The following is a 21,845-nucleotide window of genomic DNA, read 5'->3' on the forward strand; positions in this document are numbered from 1 at the left end:
CCTCGTGGCTGCCGCCGCAGCCGCCCCCCCCGCGCTCAAGGCCGCTTCGGTGGAACCCTCCAAGGCCCTCATCGCCCTCTGATTAAAAAGGACCGACAATGCTTCAGGCACGCAACATAGACAAATTTTACGGCCGGGACCTCGGCCGCAATCAAGTGCTCAAAGACGTGGACATCACCGTCGAGCCGGGTGAATTCCTCGCCGTGACCGGCCGTTCCGGGTCCGGCAAATCAACCCTGCTCAATGTCCTCTCCGCCATCATGCGCCCGGACGCAGGCTCTCTGGAATATCAGGGCAGGGACGTCACGGCCCTTGGCGCGCGGGAACTCGACACCCTGCGGGCCAACGACTTCGCCATGGTGTTTCAGGCCCACCACCTGCTGCCGTACCTCACGGCCGCGGAAAACGTGCTGCTCCCGGCCATGCGCTCCCTGCGCCCGGCCGGAGGCAGGGCCATGAAGCGCGCTTACGCCTGTCTTGAAAAAGTGGGACTTGCGGGCAAGGAGGACCGGCTGCCCGGCGCGCTCTCGGGCGGGGAATGCCAACGCGTGGCCATAGCCCGTGCGCTGGCCAAGAACTCACGGGTTCTCTTTGCCGACGAGCCCACCGGCAGCCTTGACCGCCAGACCGGCGACGGCGTGATGGACCTTCTCGCGGAACTACCCGGGGAAGGGATGACTGTGGTGATGGTCACGCACGAAGCGGACTACGCCGCACGGGCGCATCGCTGCGTCACGCTGGATAACGGCCGGGTTGTAGCGGCCTAGTTAGCCTGAAAAAGCCTGCCGTAAGTGCCATCCATACGGATCTGCCGCAGGTTTCTTTCGAACTCGCCGAGCAGCTGCAGGCGATCAGACTTGCTGGAAAAGGCCAGATAGCTGAGAATATTCTGCAACGGTGGAGTGAGGACCTCGGCCTCGTTTTCCCGTCCGAGTGTTCTGAGGATGGTCCGGGCTTCAAGCCAGTTGGATACGAGGATATCCGCTTCTCCGTCGAGAAAACGCTTCACCGACTCTGTTCCATTCACGGAGCGCACCAACCGCCGCACATGGCCCTCCTTGACCGCACTGTCGAAGAAGGAACCATAACTCACCCCGTGCACGACGGCAAAAGTGTAGTTACCCAAGGGCTTGAGCTGCCCGCTGTAGTCAATGTCCGACCCCTTGTGCACAAAGAGGGATGTCGTCTGCCCGATCAGTTCCGTTGAGGGATACAGCAGATATCTTTCCCGCTCGGGTGTCTTGAACGCGGTGTAGATGGCGTCGGCCTTTCCCGTGCGGACAGCCTCCAGCGCGTCCACCCAAGGCATCAGTTCGATCTCTATCTCCACGTCCATTCGGCGAAAGACTTCGCGCACTATCCTCGTAGCCACTCCCTTCACCTCGCCATCCTCCATATATTCGTACGGCGGATAGGAGAGCGTGACCACCCTGAGCGGCTCTGCTGCCGCAACGGTGGAGAGGACGAAAAGCAAAACGAGTGAGAGCGCAAATCGTGCCATACATACCTCCATTTCACCACAACCCTACCATAACGAAAAGCCTGTCGCCAATAGCGTTATGACCCAAAGGAATATTTACGCACCGCATGATTCCGGCTACAGTGGCAGTGGAGGATTCATGATCAAATATACGGGCATAAATCACATGGCCATGGTCACCCGAGACATGGACATGACCATCCGATTCTGGCGCGACCTTCTTGGCATGCGCCTTGTCACCGGGCTGGGAAAGCCGGGGTACAGGCACTACTTCTTTGAAATATCCGCCCATGACATGATCGCCTTTTTCGAATGGCCCGAGCTTGAAAACTGCCCGGAAAAAGACCACGGGGTACCGGTCAAGGGACCGGCCTGTTTCGACCACGTCTCCTTCGAGGTGGCGGGCGATGAGGATCTCTGGGAGATCAAGGACAAGCTCGACGCGGCAGGATTCTGGGTCTCGGAGGCCGTGGACCACGGCTTCATCAAATCCATCTATACTTTCGACCCCAACGGCATCGCCATTGAGTTCAGTGCGCCCGTTCCCGAGGTCGACATCCGCAAGACCCCGGTGATGACGGACTCCGAACCAACGAAGCTGGCAGCGGAAGGACCGGACCCGATTCCCGGACGCTGGCCCGAAGTGCGCCAACCGACCCCGGACGAAGACCGCATCGCCTATGACGGCGAAGGCGACACCATCCGGGAGGCCGTTGACAAGGCCCGGCAGGGCTAGCTTTCGGAACTGCGGGAGAAACGCCGCACGACCCGGCGCAGGTCGTCCATCTCCACGGGCTTGGGCAGGTAGGCGTCCATGCCCGCCCCTATGAACTTTTCGCGGTCTCCGCGCATGGCGTGCGCGGTCAGGGCGATGATGGGCACATCGCTGTTTTTCTCACCGGCCTCGCCCCGGCGGATCCGTTTCGCAGCCTCCATGCCGTCCATCTCCGGCATCTGCATGTCCATGAGCACGCAATCGAAATCCCCAACTCTCCTGAGCACTTCCAGCGCTTCCCGGCCATTCGTGGCAGTAACGGTTTCATAGCCCAGCCCCTCGAGCGCGCGGCAAGCCATGATCCGGTTGACGCGGTTATCCTCCACAATCAGCACACGCGACGGCGCAAGAGCGCAGGACTCCCATTCGTCACGACCTTCGTCATCCTCGACAGCTTCGGGGTGTGAAAAGTCGAGCCGGAAGGTCACGGCCGTTCCCTCGCCCAAGGCACTCTCTATGCTGAGCACGCCACCGAGGTGATGCACCAGCCTGCGGACAATACCGAGCCCGAGCCCCGAGCCCTGATACTGGCGGGTATGGGACCCGTCCACCTGCGTGAACGACTCGAAAACCATGTCGATCTTGTCTTCGGGGATGCCGATGCCGGTGTCCCGGACGCAAAAGAGCAGCTGCACGCTCTCATCATCGCGACGGGGAAGCGCGCTGACTTCCAGCCGGACCTCGCCCTTTGGGGTGAACTTCATGGCATTGCCGAGCAGGTTGAACAAAATCTGGCGCAACCGCCCGCCATCGCCCACGACCATGCGCGGCACGCCGTCCGAAATGTCGCCAACAAGCCGCAGCCCGGTGCTCCGGGCCTGAAGCTCAAAGGTCTCGACAACGGACGTAACCGCCCGCACGAGGTCGAAACGGGACTGATCCGGCTCGAAACGGCCTGCCTCGATCTTGGAGAGGTCAAGGATGTCGTTGATGACCGTCAGCAGCCCGCGCCCGGACTCCAGCGCGATGTCGATGTAGGTCCGCTGCTCCTCCTCAAGGGATGTTTCATAAAGCAGTTGCAGCATGCCGAGCGTACCATTGAGCGGTGTACGGATTTCATGACTCATGTTGGCAAGGAACTCGCTCTTGGCCTGACTTGCGGCTTCGGCTGCACGCTTGGCCTTGCGAAGCTCCAGTTCGGACTGTCTGCGTGCGGTGATATCCGCGCCCACGGAAAGCACTTCCCGCACGGTCCCGTCGGCGTCGCGTATGGCTCGATGCGTCCACGAGCACCAGATGACACTGCCGTCCGCAAGCTCGTGTTCGGACTCGCTCCGTGCGTTGCCGTCCGGCGAGGACAGAATCTCCGCAAGGTAGTCTTCGGTGGGGCGGCCGTTTCTGTCGCATTCCGGCAAGATGGTGCCCACGATGGGCTGGCCGAAAATGGCTTTTTCGGAAATCCCCAGCACGTTCTGGCCGTGCTCGTTGAAGAACGTGACCCGGCCCTCGGGCGTCCAGCGCAGGATCATGCTGTGGGCGTTCTGCACCAGCTCGCGGTACTTGGCCTCGCTCTGCTTCAGCCGCATCTCGGCCCGTCTTCTGGTGTCGATGTTGTGCAGCGACCCCACGAACCGGGCCTCGCCGTCCGGCCCTTCCCGCTTCACGGCAGCCACCGAGAAGAACAGGTCCTGCTGCCACGCGTTTCTGAGCCGAACCTCCTCGTCGCGCAGCTCACCGGTACGGCGCAGACGGCGCATCAATTCGAGACCGTGCCTGCGATCCGGGAAGAGTGCCCCGGAACTGGTGCCGACAAGATCCTCGCGAGGGATGGGGGAATAGCGCGAAATGGACGGGCTGACCTCGACAATGCGGCCGTCGTTATCCAGCTCGAAGTATACGTCCTGAATATTTTCGAAGATATCCCGGTATCGCGCCTCGCTTTTCTGCAGGGCCGCGATGGCCTCGCGCTGGCGCGTTACGTCGATGCCCATGGCCAGCACGCAGGGACCTTCTTCGGGGTGCTCGAAGTACTGCTCGTACAGCATGTGCACCCGTCCGGAGACATACTCCATCTCAATGATGCAGGGATCGCCCGTTCTGAAGACTTCGCGGGTCCTGCACTGACGGCAGCGGCGTCTGCGGTCCTCGCCATGAAAGACGTTAAAGCACTTTTTGCCCCTGCCGTTTCCGAATATCTTGCGGAACATGGCGTTGCAGTAGTGGATGGTGCCGTCCTGACCCTGAACGTAGACAAAGGCGGGCAGACCCTCCAACAAGTCGAACAGCTGGCGCCGTTCCCGTCTCACGCTCTCCTCCGCTCTCCTGCGCTCGGTCAGGTCGCGGACAACCCCGATAACAACGTGCTTGCCCGTCTCGGGGTGCACGGTAAAGGCATTCTTGATGGAAACAAACCGCTCCTGACCCGAAATGGTGACCGTCATCTCCACCCTGTCCTCCTTCCCGGTGGATACGGCCCGGTCATGGGAGGCAAGCATCGGCCCCGCCTCTTCGGACGGAAACAAATCGCTGGAGCGCTTCCCGAGGAGTTGTTCACGCGGTTCGTCGAAGAACCGGCACATGGCGTCGTTGATGGCCAGCCAGCGCGCCTCCCTGTCCTTGATGACCACCGGCTCCGGAACGGCGTCCAAGGTCTTGTTCAGAAAAGCCCGAGCGTTACGCAGTCCGGACTCCGCACGGTCACGCCGCTCTATCTCCCGTTCAAGGGCCTCGACCTTCCGGGCAAGCTCCTGCCCGGCTTCCTCGGTCTTTTTTCTGAGCGCGAGATTCTGCAATGCACCCGCGCTGTTCTGGAGGATGATCCCGAGAATCGAAAAGGATGTGTCGGGCATGGCCCGCATGTCGTCATCAAGCACCCCAATGAACAGGCCAAGGACCCGCTCCTCGCAGACGAGGGGATGCATCAGCACATCAAGGCCGTCCGGGGTCTCCGCAAATGTTGCCCGTGTGCGCTGCAGCGCCCATGCCACGGTCCTGTCCTCAACGTGCCGCAGGAACTCGCCGTCAAGGCTCGGGCCGCGTCTGGCGGTTCACAAACCGCCATCACGAAATTCATGGTCTCGTCCACCAGATAGATGGCGGCTTCGCGAAAACGCATCAGCCTTCGCAGGCGGGAGAGGGTCTCGTCCAGCAGGGCCATCTCCCCTTCCGCCTCATGGCCGCGCGGATGGAACGTGCCGAGCTCGGACGCCAACCCCAGCGCGTCGAGAGTCATGCGCTGGGACTCCTCCAGATATGCTACCCGCTCCCTGAGGTAACGGAGCTCATCCTCGGGATTACGCTTCCTCGTCATCGAAAAAAACCTTCACGATCTGGTACGCCTGGGACTCCGCCTGCCGCGCCATGGCCCCGAGGTCATGGCGGGAGATACGCAGCATGTCCCACGCTTCCCGGTCGAGGGGCGGGACATGCATCCCGCCGTTGCTGCCAACGCCGAGCGCATTGGCCGTGAAATCCGCCAGATGAACGATGGACGCTTCCATCGGCATGGGCGAGGAGCCCGGGACGTGATGATGGCGAACAATGTTTTCCAGAAAACCGGAAGCTGCCACTCCTTGAGCAGCCGCGAACCCAGCTCCGCATGGGTCAGGCCCCAGCGGGCCCGTTCCGCGTCGTACTGGGCGATGCGCTTGGTACGGCCGAGGTGAATGGGTTCAAGCGCCCTGTCGGGCTGGTTGCGCAACATAACCAGCCTGCCGATGTCATGCAGCAGCCCGGCCACAAAAAAACGCTCCTCGTTCACGATGCCATGATGACTGGCGAACAGTCGGGCCAGCGTGCCGCACATGATGCTGTGCAGCCAGAAATCCTTCAGGCTGATAACGTCCTCGGGAACCCCTTCAAAGGCCGAAAGGACGGAGATGCCCATGGCGAGGCTGGTGAGCTGGTTCACGCCCACGATCGTCACGGCACGCGAAAGCGTGTCGATGCGGCTGGGAAACCCGTAAAACGGGGTGTTGACCAGCCGCAGCAGCTTGGCGGATATGGCCACGTCCTTGCTGATGACGTCGGCCACGAACGCGGCAGAGCTCCTCGGGTCGTTGAGGGCTTCGTTGATCTCGTGAAAGATGCTCGGCAGCGTGGCCAATTCAAGCTCGCTGCCAACGATCTCCTCCACGTTGAGCCACTTCGGGGTTTCCGCAAGCGTGGGTGGAGACTCCAGAAACGCAAGACAGCGCTTCCTGATCCATGCGGTGTCATGCCGTCTTGCGGTCAACTCCGCAAACTGCCGGGCAAGCTCGCGCACGGCAGGGTGTCGGTGGTTGGTCACCATGAAGCGGTGCCGGGCAAGCTCCTTGGCGGCGGCAAGGGACTCTTCGTCGGCAACAGGCTCCTGCCGTTGCTCCTCGCCGTAGCCCATGACCTCGGCCTCGGCTATGCCCCAGGCCTTGCAGGTCTGCAGGTGGCTTCCGGTCAGCACGGTCCCGGCCGCAAGAAAAAGACGGCCGTCGGGCGTAACCAGATTCGATTCGAGCACCATGCCCGATCGCGCATCATTGATGCTCACCTTGCCCATAACACGCTCCTTGGTTCTGAACAGGAACACTAATATAAGGCAATCGGCATAGCAATAGCCCCTTGCCGAATACGCCGCCCTTGCTGTATCCGACATGCTCGACATTCAGGAGGTTTTCATGGCCGCGACAATTCCCTTCCCGAAAGGCTGCATCCGTGCCGGATTTCAGGGGCGCTTTAAGCGCTTCACCGTCAAGGCTGACGGCCCGGACGGGCCCATCACGGCGCACACCAACAACACCGGCTCCATGCTCGGCCTGCTCCGGCCCGGCAGGACCGCGCTCTTCTCCCCTGCGACCAATCCCGCGCGGAAACTGAAATGGACCTTTGAGGCCGTTCGCGTCCACGACTTCTGGGTGGGCATCAACACCCAGACGCCCAACAGGATGCTCCGCGCCGCCTTCGACGCCCGCGCCATCCCAGAAATGCGGAACTACACCGAGTACAAAAGCGAGGCCAAAAGCGGCACGAGCCGCCTCGACGCCCGCCTTGACGGCCCGGACGGAACCCTCTGGGTGGAATGTAAAAACGTGACCATGGTGGAGGACGGGCGGGCCTGCTTCCCGGACGCCGTGACCGAGCGGGGGCAGAAGCACCTGCGCGAACTCATGGACCTCGCCGCGCAGGGCGACCGCGTGGCCCTCTTCTTTCTCATACAGCGGCCGGACGGCGAGTGCTTCGGCCCCGCCGACTTCATCGATCCCGTATACGCGGACCTCTTTGCCGAGGCGCTGGAAAAAGGTGTAGAAGCGTGGCCCTTCGTGGCGGACGTGGATGAATCCGGCATCCACCTCGGCAGACGGCTCAAGGTCAAGCTCTGATGGGCAGCCTCGCGCTCGGCGCCATCACCATCAGCTTCGCCGCGGTGTTCGTTACGACCGCGGGCATCTCCGCCGACGCCTCGGCCTTTTACCGCATGCTCTTCGGCGGCCTGTGCATGGTCGGCCTGCTCGCGGCAAAGGGACGCATCGCCATCCTGCCCCGGCTGCTCATTCCCGCAATACCGGTCGCCATAATCTTCACCGGCGACTTTCTGTGTTGGCACCGGGCCATCCTCGCGGTGGGGCCGGGACTCGCCACCATGCTCGGCAACCTTCAGGCGGTATACATCGCCCTCTTTTCCGTGCTCTTTCTCGGGGAACGCTCCGGGGTGCGCTTCTTCGCGGCCCTCGGGCTGGCGCTATCCGGCGTCTACCTCACGGTCGGCCCGGTCTGGAACCTTTCCGGAGAGACGTTTCGCATCGGCGTGCTGTTCGGCATCGCCACGGCCGTCTTCTACGGTTCATACATCCTGATGCTGAAACGGCTGGTGAACAGGACGGGCGAAGTGCTGGGGGCCACCACTGCCGTGACGCTGCTGACCGCCCTGTTCTGCGGCCTGTTCACCCTTGCCTCCGGGGAGTCGTTCGTGCTGCCCGACCTTGCCGCATGGTCCTCGATGGTGGCCCTCGGCGCGCTCTGCCAGTGTGGCGGCTGGCTGCTCATCGCACGCGGACTGGACAAGACGCCCGCCTCGCTGGCCGGGCTGGTCCTTCTGCTGCAGCCGGTGCTGTCATTTGTGTGGGATATCTGGTTCTTCGCCAAGCCGGTGAACGCCGTGGAGCTTTCCGGCGTGGCGCTGGCGCTTTCGGGAATCTATTTGGGGTCGCTTCGCAGGGCGAAAGGCTAGCCGGCAGGGGCAGGACGGACCAGAATCACCACCCGCCGGTTGCGGGCCTGATTCTCGGGAATGGGGTTGCCCTTTTCATCCTCGTTGGCCACTAGCGGCTTGGTGTCCGCAAGCCCCTTGATCTCGATGTCCTTCTTCTCGAAACCGTGGTCTATGAAAAACCGGGCCACGGATGCGGCACGCGCCGAGGAAAGCTCCCAGTTCGATGGGTAGCGATGCGAACGGATGGGGATATTGTCCGAGTGCCCCTCGATGGTCAGCCGGAATCCATGCCCGGCGAGCGGGTCGGCGAGGCGCTCGAGAATCTGCGTTGCCCGGCTGGTCAGCTGGGCGTCGCCCAGCTTGAAAAAGAGCGTTGAAGGCAGGCTGATGGCCACGGAGTCAGGCCGCATTCTCAGTGAAACAGTGTCCGCGTCCTGATCGATGAGCTTGGCCAGCTCAAGCTGGAGCTCGAAGAGATTCTTGTTCCTGTCCTCCACCGCGAACCGCGTGGCGGACGGGTCCGCCTGCATCCGTTTCGTGGGGGCGTCCCTGCCTTCCATGGCCTCGGCCAGAATGTCGGAAACCGCCTCGTACCGGTTGGGGTCGATCTCGGCGATGCCCAGCATGACCACGAAAAAGCACATGATGAGCATCATCATGTCCGCAAACGACAGCGCCCATGTGCTGTTGTCTATGTCTCGCGGCTTTCTGCGCTGGGGCAATCCGTTCACGGTGGCCTCCGGGGGCTACTTGGCGCTCACGGACGACCACTTGCGCGGCGGCAGGTAGCCCTTGAGCTTGTCCATGACGATGGTGGGCGGCGTCTTGTCCTTGATGAACAGGATGCCGTCGCGGATGACGTTCATGAGGATGGTGCGCTCCTCCACCCGGCGCTCCACCTTGGTGGCGATGGGCAGGTAAAAGAGGTTGGCGAACAGTACGCCGTACAGGGTGGTGGTCAGGGCGGTGGCCATGGCCGGGCCGATGCGGGAGATATCGCCGCCGAGCCCCTGCATCATGGCGATGAGCCTATGAGCGTGCCGATGATGCCGAAGGCCGGGGAGAGCGTGGCCATGGTCCGGTAGATGCCGGTCGCGTAGATTTCCTGCTCGTGATACTGCTGGATGCGCGTGTCGAGAATCTCCTTCAGTTCCTCCTTGGAGTAGCCGTCCACCAGCATCTGCATCCCGTCACGCAGGAATTCGTTCTCGATCTTGCGGATGGATTTTTCGAGGTACTCCTCGCCGCGGTAGGACGAGTCCTTGGAGATTTGCACCAATACCTTGATGTAGTTGGCGATGGGCAGTTCCTCGGCCCTGAAGGCGGTCATGAACAGACCGAACACGCGCATGACCTCGCGCAGGGGATAGCAGATGAATGTCGCGGCGATGGTACCGCCGAGCACGATGGCCAGCCCCGGGAGGTTGATGAACACGCCTACGGAGTCCGTGGCGAACCACGTGGCCCCGCAAAGGATCGTGATGCCGGTGATAATGCCGAAAATGGTTGCGACGTTCACTATTGCGAGACCCCCTTGGCGGCCTTGATGAGCGAGATCAGTTCATCCTGCACGTCTTCGGCCTCGGTATCATCCACCACCTCGCGATTCTCGGCCTCTTCCTTCACGATGGTGGCGATCTTGCGGGCGAGGTTGCCGAGGATCTTGTTTCTCGCATCCTCCTCGGCGGCGTGCATCAGGATGCCCAGCTTGTAGTACCCGAGCTTGGCAAAAACATCCTTGAGGGTGGCGTTGTCCACGAACACGATGTCGTTGACGTCCTCCAACTCCTCGATCTTCTTGCGCTTGCGCGTGACCTTCTTGAAAAACCCTTCGGGCTGTTGCTCGGCCCAGGCCATGACGTTGCCCTTGTGGAAAAGAAAGAGCGATTCCGGCACTTCCCCGGCGGCAATCTTTTTGTAGAGAATCTCCGGCGAGGCGCCCACTGCCTCGGCGAGGTCGAAGATATCGATGTACTCCATGTCGGAGCAGGCTCCCTCGCGCCCGAGCTGCTTGGCGAGGTTGCTGGCCACTTCAAGGAAATTGTCCGGAGAGGTCAGCTTCACGTACCGGTCGCTGAAGGCCTTGCCCGTGCCGGTGGCGTTTATTTCGATGATCTTGATGGTCCTGAGCTTTTCCAGCACCTGCTCCAGCTCGGCCTCGGTGGTCAGAAGCACGGTCTTGCAGGTCTTTGCCAGATCGCGCACCGGGAGTCCGAGCTTGTAGTTCGGGACCCGCTTGGCCTTGTCGGGCGGCAGGGACTGATGCGTGGCGTAGGACATCTCAAGAATGCGGCAGATGCCGAGGAAGGAGTCCCCGTTGCCGCGCGAGCAGGTGGTGGCCTTTCTGAGCCGCTTGAGCAGCAGCCGGACCAGATGCTTGACGGTCTTGGGGCAGCGGTCGAGCATGCCCTGCACCTGCTGTTGGGTCAGGACCATCAGCTCGCAGTATTCCGCGGCCTCTGCGCTGGTGGCGCGGGCCTGCCCGGCAAGGGCACCCATCTCCCCGAAGATCTCCCCCTTGCCCATGCGGTCGAGAATGACCTTGCGGTTGTCCACCGTGCGGAACAGGTTCACCGAGCCTTTCTTCACCATATAGGCGTAGCTGGCCTGCTGCCCTTCCTGATAGATGGACTGCCCTTTGTGGTATGTCTTGACGTTTTGAATCTTGCGTTCGGTCATCATGGTTGGTTCACCCCGAAAGTCACCGGAGCCAGACGCCTCCGGGAATATAGGATAACGTAGCCGTTTTTCGGGGAAAGTACAATCGGGGTAGAGATTTTCCCCCTTTGGCCGATAATATGACCTGACGCCGGGCAGGCTCCGGGCGGCAAGCGGTTTATCCCCATGCCGCCCTGCGGTGCCAAGCCCCTCGCCGTTATAAATTTGGGAAAAAAAATGTGGCGTTCACCTGCCTGTAACGGTATATGGCCTACGCACGCGGTTCGACCACGGTGGAAGAATACACCAGAAGCACAGCCGACGAGGACTCATGGGCATATTCAGCAAATCTTCCAAGCACGGAGACTCTTCGGAGCTCAACGCCTTCCTTGGCGTGGGCACCGAATACAAGGGCCGACTGGATTTCGTCGGCACCGTGCGTATTGACGGCATGTTTGAAGGCGAGATTTCCACCGACGGAACGCTCGTTCTCGGCCGCGAAGCCTACATCAAGGGCACGGTCCGTGTGGGCCATCTGGTCTCCAGCGGCAAGATCGACGGCGACGTCGTCGTGGAAGGCCGCACCATCCTGCAACAGGGTTCCAGCCTTGGCGGAAGCCTCTCCACTCCCACGCTGGTGATGGAAAACGGGGCTTACCTGCAAGGCGACATCGCCATGACCGGCAAGGCTGGCGAGGTCACGGCGCGCACCGTGGTCCAGAGCGTCTCTCCGGCCATCGGGGAAGCCGAGCCCGAAAAAGCCGAGCCCGAAGAGCCCGAGCTTGCCGATCAGGACGACCTCGGGTAATATCCCGACAACGAAACCACATTTTGAGGGGATAAATCATGTACCAATTCGTCATCATCAAAGGCGAAACCGAAGTCATCGTCTGCAATGGCGACAACTACCTTGAAATGGAACTGCTCAGAGAGCGCCACATCCGCTCCCTGAACTTCGGCTTTGCGGAAATCCGCAAGGTCAAGAAGTAGCGGTTCCTAACGACATCGGTTTCGGGAAAGGCGGTCCTTCGGGGCCGCCTTTTTCCGTCAACCGAGGCTCCGGCTTGAAGTGCAGCCGTTGTCCATGTATGCCAATCCGAGACCCGTGGCTTCCGACACGCAGGACGCCGCAGACCGGAACGTACACCTCACGAGGACTGACATGCGACTGGAAATCCCCAAACCCAAGGGCGACAGCCCCCGCGAGAGAATCATCCGTGGCATCGCCTCGTGCTGGTCATCGTGGCGGTCGGCTGGGCGTTCATGGAAAATAACAAGAACGTGCTGGACAAGATCCAGACCGATCGCGCCATCAACGACCAGACCAAGCGGCTCACCGACGACGACATGGAGTTCCTCAAGGGTTTTGTCCAGAGCCTCAGGGACAGCTACGGCGTGAACACGCGCATCGTCATCTACAAGGACGAGGTGCTGTTGCCCGAGATCGACCCGAAATACATGTTCATCGGCCTCGCCCCGGCCAAGCGGGACGTGATCCTGCATTTTCCGACCCTCATGCGACCGGCCCTCGGTCAGGAGTTCATCGACTCCCTGAACGAGGTATTCCTCGAATCCTACGAAAAGGACAGCTGGCCGCGCGAACTCAAAATCGTACTGACCATGATCTGGTCCCGGCTCTCGGCTCTCGAGGCCGGACAACAGGACATTCAATGAGCAAAGTGACCCTCTTCACCGACGGCTCCTGCCTCGGCAATCCCGGCCCCGGCGGCTACGGAGCCGTGCTCTCCTACGGCGACCACCGCAAGGAGCTGGCCCAAGGCTACCGCCTGACCACCAACAACCGCATGGAACTGCTCGCGGTCATCGAAGGGCTCTCCATCCTCACCCGCACCTGCGACGTGAAGCTCTACACCGACTCCAAGTACGTCCAGCAGGCCATCACCAAGAACTGGCTGAAGAACTGGCAGAAGAACGGCTGGAAGACCGCCGCCAAGAAGCCGGTCAAGAATCAGGACCTCTGGCGCAGGCTCATGCCGCTTCTGGAGAAGCACACCGTGGAGTTCAACTGGGTAAAGGGCCACAGCGGCCACCCGGAGAACGAGCGCTGCGACGAGCTTGCCAGAAACGCCGCATCCGGCAGGGACCTTCTGGAAGACCCTGAATACAGGAAGTAGACGCAGGGGCACCCGGCCAAGGCAAAGGACATCTGGACGGGCCTGAAGGTCACGCTTCAGGGACATGGCGCGCGGCAGGCGTTTCGTGCTATGAACCGGAAAACACCGAAAAGGAATCCGTCATGCTGCAACTTGCCCTGATTGTGCTGATATGCGCCGGAGCGTGGAAGACGTTCGAAAAGGCCGGGGAGCCCGGCTGGGCCGCGCTCATTCCGTTCTACAACCTGTGGGTGGTGCTGCGCATTGCCCGCAAGCCGGGATGGTGGTTCATCATGTTCCTCATCCCGCTGGTGAACATCGTCTTCGGGCTGCTGACCTTCTTCACGCTCTCGCGCAAATACGGCTTCCCGCCGGTGTTCGGCGTGGGCCTGCTGTTCCTGCCTTTCGTATTCTGGCCCATCCTCGGCTTCAGCGCCAACCCCTATGAGGATGTGATCGAGATTTAATCGCGCCCGACCTGCTGGTCGGTGAGCAGGTGCGTCTCGGTCGCATTGACCATGGCCCCCGGAAACAGATGCTTTGCCGTTTTGGTGTTGAGCATCTTGTCCAGAACACTCTTCTTGTCCTTGCCAGTGGCGAGAAAAACGACCCTGTGCGCGTTGTTCAACACGGGCAGGCAGAGCGTGACGCGCGCCACCTGCGGATCGGCAGGGACCGTGTGGACTGCTGCGGTGGTGCAGGTCTCGGTGATGGTCTTCGAGTCCGGGAAGATGCTGGCCGTATGGCCGTCCGGCCCGAGGCCGAGCAGTATCAGATCGAACCGGGGCATCCCGTCACCAAAGAGGGAGCGCAACTCGGCGGCGTAGGCGTCGGCCGCGCTGTCCGGATCAAGTTCGCCGCGCATCCGGTGGATGTTTGCGCGCGGCAACGGGACGTGGGAAAGGAGCGCCTGTTCTGCGGTGAGGTAGTTGCTCCACTCGTGATCCGGCGGCACCATTCGCTCGTCCCCGAAAAAGACGTGGGTGCGGTCCCACGGCACGGAGCGCCAGAGCGGGTCGCAGGCCAGCAGCTCGTACGTGCGTTTCGGGGTCCCGCCACCGGCCAGAGCGATGGTGAACCGCCCGGAGCGTTCAAGCGCGTTGTGCGCGGTCTGAACGATCATGGTCGCGGCGGCCTTGCTGACGGCCTCGTGGTCTTCGTGAATATGAACGTCCATAACCCCTCCCCGTTCAGGAGACATCGCAGCCTGCGGGCTTTGGCCCGCCGGAACCTGCGTGATACAGCTCGAGCATGGTCTTGCGCTCCGGACAGTGGCACTGCATGAGCACCGGCGTCAAGAATCCCCGACACAAATCGTTCTTGACCTGTCGCCGAAAGCCCATCAATCCGGTCATGCAATCGAACTGGCGGACTTTACGCATCCTTTTTGCCCCCGGAGCGGACCGCGTGCCCGCCGAACTCGCGGCGCAGCGCGGCCAGCACCTTGTTGCGAAAATCGTCTGGCCTGCGGGAGCTGAAGCGTTCCATCAAGGAAAGCGCCAGCACCGGGATGGGCGTCTCGGTCTCCACGGCCTGCTGCACGGTCCAGCGGCCCTCGCCCGAGTCCTCGACCCAGCTGTCCACCTCGTCCAGCCTGCCGGACTTGGCAAAGGCGGCCTGCGCCATCTCCAGCAACCACGACTGGATCACGCTGCCCCGATTCCAGACCCCGGCCAGCGTGGAGAAATTCAGTTCATCGGCAAAGCGGGAATCCTGAAGCATGGCAAATCCCTCGGCATAGGCCTGCATCATGCCGTACTCGATGCCGTTGTGAACCATCTTGACGAAATGCCCCGCGCCCGGCCCGCCGCAGTATATGTGCCCGTCCGGATGCGAAAGCGTGTCGAATACGGGGATCAGGGAGTTGTAGACCGACCGCGAACCGCCCGCCATCAGACAGTAGCCGTTCTCCAGCCCCCAGATGCCTCCGGAGACACCTACGTCGAGGCTGTTCAGCCCTTTTTTGGAGTAGTCCCACGCCCGGCGGATAGCGTCCTTGTAAAAGGAGTTGCTGCCGTCCACGAGGATGTCGCCCGGATCCAGCAGTCCTTCGAGCCTGTGCGCAGCCTGAATGGTCGCGGCCCCGGCCGGAAGCATCAGCCAGACCACCCGCGGCGCTTCGAGCCTGTCCACCAGCTCCTCAAGGCTGTAGGCGCTCATGCCGCCCTCGGCCACCAGCCGCTCCGTTTTCTCCTTCGAGCGGTTGTAGCCCACGACCTCGTGGCCCCCAGCGTCAGCCGCCGGGCCATGTTCATGCCCATTTTGCCAAGCCCCACCACTGCGATCCGCATGCTTCCTCCGGGTTCCATTATTCTGCCGCAAATGTGCCACGGCGTCTGGTCGATGTGCCATGATTATCAGCCGGATGCGCACCCGACGCCGAAGGGTATGACGAGACTGCCACGGAAAGGCAAGCCCGAAAAACAGGAACCTAAAGATACGGTCAACTCTGCCGATAAGAGTTCTGAAAAGGGAGAACTTATTCTAGACTCAATTCCTGTCTGCAAGGAGGCGGAAGGAGGGGGAGAAAATGGCCATGGATGGCGAAAGACTCTTCAGTGTGATTACGCCCACCAGCGGGCGTCGTCCGCGGGCGCTGCAAAAGGCGGTGCAAAGCGTGGACGAGGCCGTCATGCACGCCGGGCTGGACCCGCATCAGGTGGAAATGCTCATCGGCTTCGACGGCGTGAAGGGCCGCAAGCCCGAGGGCACCGTACCCATAAGAAGCATCAATTTTCCGCCCGACAACGACTGGGGCAACGGCATCCGCCAGATGCTGCTCAAGATCGCAGGCGGGCGGAAGGTCATCTTCCTTGACGACGACAACGTGCTCAAGCCGCGAGCGTTACAGCTCTATTTGATGCACTTCGACACCGAAATGATCGTGGGCCGCATTGACACGCAGCTCGCATTCGACAAGCCCTACATCCCCGAGCGGGAGGAAGGTTCGCTTGTGCGGCAGTGCAACATCGACCCGCTCTGCCTGTGCCTTTCACGCGAGCTGGTTGTGGACCGCTGCGGCGGCTGGAAGTATCAGGGCCGCTACGAAGCGGATTACCTCAATATTCTCGACTGGCACCGCCGGGCCAGAAGCGTCACGGTCATCGACGAGCTGGTCGGCGTCTATGACGCGGGCAGAAGCCTGGACGGCGGCGCGCTCTCACGCAGACAGATGAACATGCTCGACCGCATGGCGGCGGAACGCGGCGTGAAGCCCGTCGGCTCCGCAGCCGACGCCCACGCCATGGCCAGTGGACTGTAATTTCCCGCACGTGGGAGACATGGCGGGCCCGGACCGGCAATTTCGCCGGGACGGGCCCGTTACGGTTCAGCCTCATCACAAGCGCCTCAGACCATAGCTAAAACCACGTTAAACATTGAAATAATTAGCCTTTCCTCTCTTCCATTTTCCATTTCCCCATCAGGGGCTTTTCATGTAAGTAGAAGGGTTCCTAAATCACGAATCGAGCGCCGGCATCGCACCGGCCCGTGAAATACGTTCTTTCAACGAGGTATGAGAATATGCCGCTGTGCACCATCGAAGAAGCCATTGAAGACATCCGGCAAGGCAAGATGGTCATCATGGTGGACGACGAGGATCGCGAAAACGAGGGCGATCTCGTCTGCGCCGCCGAGAAGACCACTCCGGAACTGATCAACTTCATGGCCACCCACGGCCGGGGGCTCATCTGCCTGGCCATGGATGGAAACATGGTGGACCGCCTGAAGCTGCCGCTGATGGCCCAGTCCAACCAGTCCCAGTTCGGCACCAACTTCACGGTCAGCATCGAAGCGCGCGAAGGCGTTACCACCGGTATCTCCGCTTTCGACCGCGCCACGACCATCCTGACGGCTGTTGCCGATGAAGCCGCCCCCGAAGACATTGTCACTCCCGGACACATTTTCCCGTTGCGCGCCAAGGACGGCGGCGTTCTCGTGCGCGCCGGGCAGACCGAAGGTTCCGTGGACCTCTGCCGCATGGCCGGGCTCAGGCCCGCGGGCGTGATCTGCGAGATCATGCGCGAGGACGGAAACATGGCCCGCATGCCGGACCTCATTCCCTTCGCCAAGGAGCACGGGCTGAAGATTTGCTCCGTGGAAGACCTCATCGCCTACCGCATGCGTTTCGGCGACATCTCCGTGACCAAGGAAGCCGAAGCCGAGCTGCCCACTCGCTGGGGGCACTTCAAGAGCGCGGCCTTCAAATCCAGCACGGACGACAAGACCCACATCGCCCTGTACATGGGCGACATCAGGCCCGACGAGCCGGTGCTGGTGCGCGTTCACTCCGAATGCCTCACCGGCGACGTGTTCGGCTCCCTTCGCTGCGACTGCGGCAACCAGCTGGCCGACGCCATGTGCATGATCCGTAACGAGGGCAAGGGCATCCTGCTCTACATGCGTCAGGAAGGCCGCGGCATCGGGCTTGGCAACAAGATCAGGGCCTATCATCTTCAGGATCAGGGCTACGACACCGTCGAGGCCAACGTGAAGCTCGGCTTTCCGCCGGACATGCGCGACTACGGCGTGGGCGCACAGATTCTCGTCGCCCTCGGCGTTTCCAAGATGCGCCTGATGACCAACAACCCCAAGAAGATGGTCGGCCTGCAGGGCTACGGCCTCGAAGTGGTGGAGCGCGTGGCCATCGAAGCCGGTGCCTGCGAGATCAACCACAAGTATCTCATGACCAAAAAGTCCAAGATGGGGCACATGCTCTCCCTTGAGGACACTGAAGAATAACGTCTTTCAAGACGCGGAGGATACCAGAATGAATCCCAAGACCATCGAAGGTAAACTGCAGGCTCAGGGACTGAAGATCGCCATCGTCGCGGCGCGCTTCAACGACATCATCGTGGACCGCCTCACCGGCGGCGCCATCGATTACCTCGTGCGCCACGGCGCGGACGAGGACGCCATCACCGTGGTGCGCATCCCCGGTGCCTTTGAAATGCCCATCGTGGCTCGCAAGCTCGCCCGCTCCGGCAAATACGACGGCATCATCTGCCTCGGCGCGGTCATCCGCGGTGCCACCCCGCACTTCGACTTCGTGTCCAACGAGTGCGCCAAGGGCGTTGCTCAGGCCAGCTTCGAAACCGACATCCCCATGGGCTTCGGCGTGCTGACCTGCGACACGCTGGAACAGGCCATCGAACGCGCCGGTTCCAAGGCAGGCAACAAGGGCGTGGAAGCCGCTTCGGCCCTGCTTGAAACCGTTCGCGTCATGGAGCAGTTGTAGTTTCCCATGAGCAAGAAGAAAGGCAACAGGCCCGGCGTCAGACGCATGGGCCGCATACTGGCGTTTCAGGTGCTGTACGGATTTTCGATGAACCCCGTCGAAGGCCGCGAGCAGCTTGAGGCCCAGTTTGAACGGAACCCGCAGGTCGAAGCCGAGGAAAACGAGCTCGTGCGAGATTTCGCCCGGACCCTCTTTCTCGGGGTCACCGAACGCCTCGGCGAAGTCGACGAGCTGGTGGAAAAGTTCTCCCAGCACTGGAAGATCGCCCGGATCGCGCGCGTGGAGCTGGCCATCCTCCGGCTCTCGCTTTACGAGATGGTGCACACCGACATGCCGGTCAAGGCGGCCATCAACGAAGGCGTCGAGCTGGCCAAGAAATTCGGCGACGGCAACTCCAAGAACTTCATAAACGGCATCCTCGACGCGCGGCCAAGGGAATGAACGGGAAATAAAGGATACGAAAATGTCCCTCGGAAAATATCATCCGGAAACTATCGAAAAAAAGTGGCAGGACGTCTGGCAGGAGTCCGGCTGCTTTGAAGTGGAAGTCGATTCCGAAAAGCCCAAATACTTCGTGCTGGAGATGTTCCCGTACCCCTCCGGCAAGATCCACATGGGCCATGTGCGCAACTACTCCATCGGCGACGTGGTCGCGCGTTTCATGTCCATGCGGGGCTACAACGTCATGCACCCCATGGGCTGGGACGCCTTCGGCCTGCCCGCGGAAAACGCGGCCATCAAGAACGACTCCCACCCCGCGGACTGGACCTACGCCAACATCGCCGAAATGCGCGAGCAGCTGCAACGCCTCGGCTACTCCTATGACTGGCGACGCGAAGTGGCCTCCTGCCGCCCGGAATACTACAAGTGGGAGCAGCTCTTCTTCCTCAAGTTCCTTGAAAAGGGGCTTGTGTACCGCAAAAACTCCCCGGTGAACTGGTGCCCCGACTGCAACACCGTGCTCGCCAACGAGCAGGTGGAGGAAGGCCTCTGCTGGCGCTGTGATTCCGAAGTCGAGCAGAAGGACATGGAACAGTGGTTCCTGAAGATCACCGACTACGCCGACGAACTGCTCGCCGACCTCGACCAGCTCGACAAAGGCTGGCCCGAGCGCGTGCTGACCATGCAGCGCAACTGGATCGGCAAGAGCTACGGCGCGGAGCTGACCTTCTCCGTCAAGGACTCCGACGAAACCGTCAGCGTCTTCACCACCCGGCCCGACACCATCCACGGTGCCACCTTCATGTCGCTCGCTGCCGAGCATCCGCTGGTCGAAGCCCTCATCGACGGCACCGACAAGGCCGAGGAAGTGCGCGAATTCGTGAGCAAGGTCCGCAACATGGACCGCATCAAACGCGGCGCTGACGACCTTGAAAAAGAGGGCGTCTTCACCGGCCGCTACTGCATCAACCCGCTCACCGGCAAGGAGATGCCCATCTACGTGGCCAACTTCGTGCTGATGGGCTACGGCACCGGCGCGGTCATGGCCGTTCCCGCCCACGACCAGCGCGACTTCGAGTTCGCCACCAAATACGAACTTCCCATGCAGGTGGTCATCAATCCCCCCGAGCTGGCCGAGAAAGGCGATACCCTCGCCCTCGGCGACATGGAAGCCGCCTACACCGATCCCGGCATCCTCGTGAACTCCGGTGAGTTCGACGGCATGGAAAACGAGGCCGCCAAAAAGGCCATCGTCGAACATCTCGACAAGTCCGGCCTCGGCAAGATGACGGTCAACTACCGTCTGCGCGACTGGAACGTCTCCCGCCAGCGCTTCTGGGGCGCGCCCATCCCGGTCATCTACTGCGACGACTGCGGCGTGGTGCCCGTTCCCGAATCCGAGCTGCCGGTCAAGCTCCCCGAAGACGCCCAGGTACGGAAAGACGGCAAATCGCCGCTGCCGCACATGGAGTCCTTCGTCAACTGCACCTGCCCCAAATGCGGCGGCGCGGCCCGGCGCGAGACCGACACACTCGACACCTTCTTCGAATCCAGCTGGTACTTCTTCCGCTACTGCGACGCCCGCAACGACGAGGCCCCGTGGAGCGCAGAAGCAGTGGACTACTGGATGCCCGTCGACCAGTACATCGGCGGCATTGAGCACGCCATCCTGCACCTGCTCTACGCCCGCTTCTACACCAAGGCGCTGCGCGACACCGGCTTTGTCAGAAACGACGAGCCGTTTGCCAACCTGCTCACGCAGGGCATGGTGCTCAAGGACGGCGGCAAGATGTCCAAGTCCAAGGGCAACGTGGTCGACCCCAACGCCATGATCAACCGCTACGGCGCAGACGCCACCCGCCTGTTCATCCTCTTCGCTGCCCCGCCAGTGAAAGAACTCGAATGGTCGGATCAGGGCATCGAAGGCGCATACCGTTTCCTCAACCGCCTCTGGCGGCTCGTGGAAGAGCTTCAGGACGTGCTGCCCACTGCGGCCCCGGTCAGCTTCACGGACCCCAAGTCCGAGACAGCCAAGTCCCTGCGCCGCAAGGAACACGAGACCATCAAGCGCGTCACCCACGACATAGAAAACCACTTCCAGTTCAACACCGCCATCGCAGCGGTCATGGAGCTGGTCAACGAGCTCTATCACTGCAAGGACGAGCTGAAGGCCGACGCGCCCGAAGCCCTGTCCTCGGCCATTGCCACCGCCCTGACCGTTCTCTCCCCGGTCGCTCCGCACATTTGCGAAGAGCTCTGGGAAGTGCTCGGCCACAAGTGCCGCCTCGCAGACCTCGACTGGCCGAGCCACGACGAGGCCGCGCTGGTCCTCGACGAAGTCACTGTCGTCGTTCAGGTCAACGGCAAAGTACGCTGCAAGCTGAACGTTCCCAACAACGCTCCCAAGGACGAGGTCGAAAAGATCGCCATGGAGCAGGAGAACGTGGTCAAGCACATCGAAGGCAAGACCGTCCGCAAGGTCATCGTCGTGCCGAACAAGCTGGTGAATATTGTGGCGAATTAGTCATACTGACACATGGTTAAAGGCCCTGCTTCTCAAGAGAAGCAGGGCCTTTTCTTTTACCTGTCAATGTGCCCGCCTTCGGCGGGAGGGGCGGGAAACGGAACCAGTTACGTTGTGGGTTTCGGCCCACAAGCGGGCCGACCTTCTTTTTTGCTTGCGCAGAAAAAAAGAAGGCAAAAACTGCGCTTTTCGTTCTGTGTCCGGTCTCCACTCGGCAAGAGGCTCTAAGAACGCTCGCTGCCCCGGTCGAAAGGTTCGCCAGCGAACAGACGACCGGGCCCACGCAAGCAGCACATAAGAGCCTCTAAGCCTCGGGAGACAACGCTGCCGTTCTTCGTCTACGCTGTCGCTCACCCTTGGGGTGTCGCTTTGGGGAGGGCTTGATTTGGGTCGGAGTCTCGCAGCCTGTTCCGTCTTTGGGGGACGTTTTGCTTCTCGGTAGTTTTGCTTGTCGAGCCATGCGGCAACCTTACGCTGCCGCCCCCCCAAACAT

At 61.5% G+C, this 21,845-nt stretch carries 23 protein-coding genes and 1 pseudogene; 14 read left to right on the top strand and 10 right to left on the bottom strand.

The window, feature by feature from the left end; translation table 11 throughout:
* The first annotated feature begins 98 nt into the window (after positions 1-98).
* Positions 99-767 (top strand): ABC transporter ATP-binding protein, encoded by a 669-nt coding sequence (locus JCM12178_RS12035; protein ID WP_054651693.1) that lies wholly within the window; start codon positions 99-101, stop codon positions 765-767.
* On the opposite strand, the gene JCM12178_RS12040 is transcribed toward JCM12178_RS12035, so the two are convergent.
* Positions 764-1,501: a substrate-binding periplasmic protein gene (locus tag JCM12178_RS12040; protein WP_054651695.1), complete on the bottom strand. Its 738-nt coding sequence runs from the start codon at positions 1,499-1,501 to the stop codon at positions 764-766. The genes JCM12178_RS12035 and JCM12178_RS12040 overlap by 4 nt on opposite strands.
* Positions 1,502-1,619: 118 nt before the next feature.
* Between JCM12178_RS12040 and JCM12178_RS12045 the strand changes: the two genes are divergently transcribed.
* Entirely contained in the window at positions 1,620-2,216 is a 597-nt protein-coding gene (locus JCM12178_RS12045) for a VOC family protein (RefSeq protein WP_054651697.1), read from the top strand.
* Here the strand turns inward: JCM12178_RS12045 and JCM12178_RS12050 are convergent.
* Genes JCM12178_RS12050 through JCM12178_RS12060 form a run of 3 tightly spaced genes read right to left on the bottom strand, consistent with a single transcriptional unit; the run spans position 2,213 to position 6,729 of the window.
* Positions 2,213-5,182: a PAS domain-containing hybrid sensor histidine kinase/response regulator gene (locus tag JCM12178_RS12050; RefSeq protein ID WP_157054895.1), complete on the bottom strand. Its 2,970-nt coding sequence runs from the start codon at positions 5,180-5,182 to the stop codon at positions 2,213-2,215. The two genes, JCM12178_RS12045 and JCM12178_RS12050, sit on opposite strands and share 4 nt — an antisense overlap.
* Positions 5,116-5,505, bottom strand: coding sequence for a hypothetical protein (locus JCM12178_RS12055; RefSeq protein WP_054651701.1), 390 nt, complete (start codon positions 5,503-5,505; stop codon positions 5,116-5,118). The genes JCM12178_RS12050 and JCM12178_RS12055 overlap by 67 nt, the downstream gene beginning before the upstream one ends.
* A gap of 12 nt (positions 5,506-5,517) precedes the next feature.
* Positions 5,518-6,729 (bottom strand): HDOD domain-containing protein, encoded by a 1,212-nt coding sequence (locus tag JCM12178_RS12060; protein WP_054651703.1) that lies wholly within the window; start codon positions 6,727-6,729, stop codon positions 5,518-5,520.
* 118 nt (positions 6,730-6,847) lie between these two features.
* Here JCM12178_RS12060 and sfsA point away from each other — a divergent pair, with 118 nt between their 5' ends.
* Together sfsA and JCM12178_RS12070 are read left to right on the top strand one after the other, a co-directional pair.
* The gene (sfsA, locus tag JCM12178_RS12065) at positions 6,848-7,549 is read left to right on the top strand and encodes a DNA/RNA nuclease SfsA (RefSeq protein ID WP_083465912.1); all 702 of its coding nucleotides are present in this window, start codon (positions 6,848-6,850) and stop codon (positions 7,547-7,549) included.
* Entirely contained in the window at positions 7,549-8,397 is an 849-nt protein-coding gene (locus JCM12178_RS12070; protein WP_054651707.1) for a DMT family transporter, read from the top strand. The genes sfsA and JCM12178_RS12070 overlap by 1 nt, the downstream gene beginning before the upstream one ends.
* Here JCM12178_RS12070 and JCM12178_RS12075 read toward each other — a convergent pair.
* The 3 genes and pseudogenes from JCM12178_RS12075 to JCM12178_RS12085 form a co-directional block, all read right to left on the bottom strand.
* Entirely contained in the window at positions 8,394-9,110 is a 717-nt protein-coding gene (locus JCM12178_RS12075) for an OmpA/MotB family protein (RefSeq protein WP_054651709.1), read from the bottom strand. The two genes, JCM12178_RS12070 and JCM12178_RS12075, sit on opposite strands and share 4 nt — an antisense overlap.
* Before the next feature lie 15 nt (positions 9,111-9,125).
* A pseudogene (locus JCM12178_RS12080) lies at positions 9,126-9,898 on the bottom strand (motility protein A).
* Positions 9,898-11,061, bottom strand: a complete 1,164-nt coding sequence (locus tag JCM12178_RS12085) for a cyclic nucleotide-binding domain-containing protein (RefSeq protein WP_054651711.1) — start codon at positions 11,059-11,061, stop codon at positions 9,898-9,900. Before JCM12178_RS12085 ends, JCM12178_RS12080 begins: the two are co-directional and overlap by 1 nt.
* Positions 11,062-11,368: 307 nt before the next feature.
* On the opposite strand from JCM12178_RS12085, the gene JCM12178_RS12090 reads away from it, so the two are divergent.
* From JCM12178_RS12090 to JCM12178_RS12105, 5 genes are all read left to right on the top strand, one after another.
* On the top strand, positions 11,369-11,845 hold the full coding sequence (locus tag JCM12178_RS12090; protein ID WP_054651713.1) for a bactofilin family protein: 477 nt from the start codon (positions 11,369-11,371) through the stop codon (positions 11,843-11,845).
* A gap of 38 nt (positions 11,846-11,883) precedes the next feature.
* Positions 11,884-12,027: a hypothetical protein gene (locus tag JCM12178_RS18370; RefSeq protein ID WP_157054896.1), complete on the top strand. Its 144-nt coding sequence runs from the start codon at positions 11,884-11,886 to the stop codon at positions 12,025-12,027.
* A gap of 240 nt (positions 12,028-12,267) precedes the next feature.
* Complete coding sequence (locus tag JCM12178_RS12095; protein WP_054651715.1) at positions 12,268-12,711, top strand: hypothetical protein; 444 nt, start codon at positions 12,268-12,270, stop codon at positions 12,709-12,711.
* Entirely contained in the window at positions 12,708-13,172 is a 465-nt protein-coding gene (gene rnhA / locus JCM12178_RS12100; RefSeq protein WP_054651717.1) for a ribonuclease HI, read from the top strand. The genes JCM12178_RS12095 and rnhA overlap by 4 nt, the downstream gene beginning before the upstream one ends.
* A 122-nt stretch (positions 13,173-13,294) precedes the next feature.
* Positions 13,295-13,618, top strand: coding sequence for a DUF5684 domain-containing protein (locus JCM12178_RS12105; RefSeq protein ID WP_054651719.1), 324 nt, complete (start codon positions 13,295-13,297; stop codon positions 13,616-13,618).
* Here JCM12178_RS12105 and pgl read toward each other — a convergent pair.
* The 3 genes from pgl to gnd are packed head-to-tail and all read right to left on the bottom strand — an operon-like array spanning position 13,615 to position 15,365.
* Positions 13,615-14,328, bottom strand: coding sequence for a 6-phosphogluconolactonase (gene pgl, locus JCM12178_RS12110; RefSeq protein WP_054651720.1), 714 nt, complete (start codon positions 14,326-14,328; stop codon positions 13,615-13,617). The two genes, JCM12178_RS12105 and pgl, sit on opposite strands and share 4 nt — an antisense overlap.
* Positions 14,329-14,341: 13 nt before the next feature.
* Positions 14,342-14,533, bottom strand: coding sequence for a hypothetical protein (locus JCM12178_RS18375; protein ID WP_157054897.1), 192 nt, complete (start codon positions 14,531-14,533; stop codon positions 14,342-14,344).
* The gene (gnd, locus tag JCM12178_RS12115) at positions 14,526-15,365 is read right to left on the bottom strand and encodes a phosphogluconate dehydrogenase (NAD(+)-dependent, decarboxylating) (protein ID WP_369404520.1); all 840 of its coding nucleotides are present in this window, start codon (positions 15,363-15,365) and stop codon (positions 14,526-14,528) included. The genes JCM12178_RS18375 and gnd overlap by 8 nt, the downstream gene beginning before the upstream one ends.
* A 322-nt stretch (positions 15,366-15,687) precedes the next feature.
* On the opposite strand from gnd, the gene JCM12178_RS12120 reads away from it, so the two are divergent.
* The 5 genes from JCM12178_RS12120 to leuS all read left to right on the top strand — a co-directional run bounded on the left by JCM12178_RS12120 (position 15,688) and on the right by leuS (position 21,352).
* Positions 15,688-16,413: a glycosyltransferase family A protein gene (locus JCM12178_RS12120; RefSeq protein ID WP_054651731.1), complete on the top strand. Its 726-nt coding sequence runs from the start codon at positions 15,688-15,690 to the stop codon at positions 16,411-16,413.
* A gap of 260 nt (positions 16,414-16,673) precedes the next feature.
* Positions 16,674-17,891 carry a bifunctional 3,4-dihydroxy-2-butanone-4-phosphate synthase/GTP cyclohydrolase II gene (locus JCM12178_RS12125; protein ID WP_054651722.1) on the top strand — a complete coding sequence of 406 codons (1,218 nt, stop codon included), beginning with the start codon at positions 16,674-16,676 and terminating at the stop codon, positions 17,889-17,891.
* A 28-nt stretch (positions 17,892-17,919) separates the two neighbouring features.
* Positions 17,920-18,387: a 6,7-dimethyl-8-ribityllumazine synthase gene (ribH, locus tag JCM12178_RS12130; protein WP_054651725.1), complete on the top strand. Its 468-nt coding sequence runs from the start codon at positions 17,920-17,922 to the stop codon at positions 18,385-18,387.
* 6 nt (positions 18,388-18,393) lie between these two features.
* Positions 18,394-18,828 (top strand): transcription antitermination factor NusB, encoded by a 435-nt coding sequence (nusB, locus tag JCM12178_RS12135; protein ID WP_054651727.1) that lies wholly within the window; start codon positions 18,394-18,396, stop codon positions 18,826-18,828.
* 22 nt (positions 18,829-18,850) lie between these two features.
* Positions 18,851-21,352 carry a leucine--tRNA ligase gene (gene leuS / locus JCM12178_RS12140; protein ID WP_054651729.1) on the top strand — a complete coding sequence of 834 codons (2,502 nt, stop codon included), beginning with the start codon at positions 18,851-18,853 and terminating at the stop codon, positions 21,350-21,352.
* Positions 21,353-21,845: the final 493 nt, after the last annotated feature.

The sequence above is a fragment of the Salidesulfovibrio brasiliensis JCM 12178 genome (assembly GCF_001311825.1).
In the GTDB taxonomy this organism is placed as follows: domain Bacteria; phylum Desulfobacterota; class Desulfovibrionia; order Desulfovibrionales; family Desulfovibrionaceae; genus Pseudodesulfovibrio; species Pseudodesulfovibrio brasiliensis.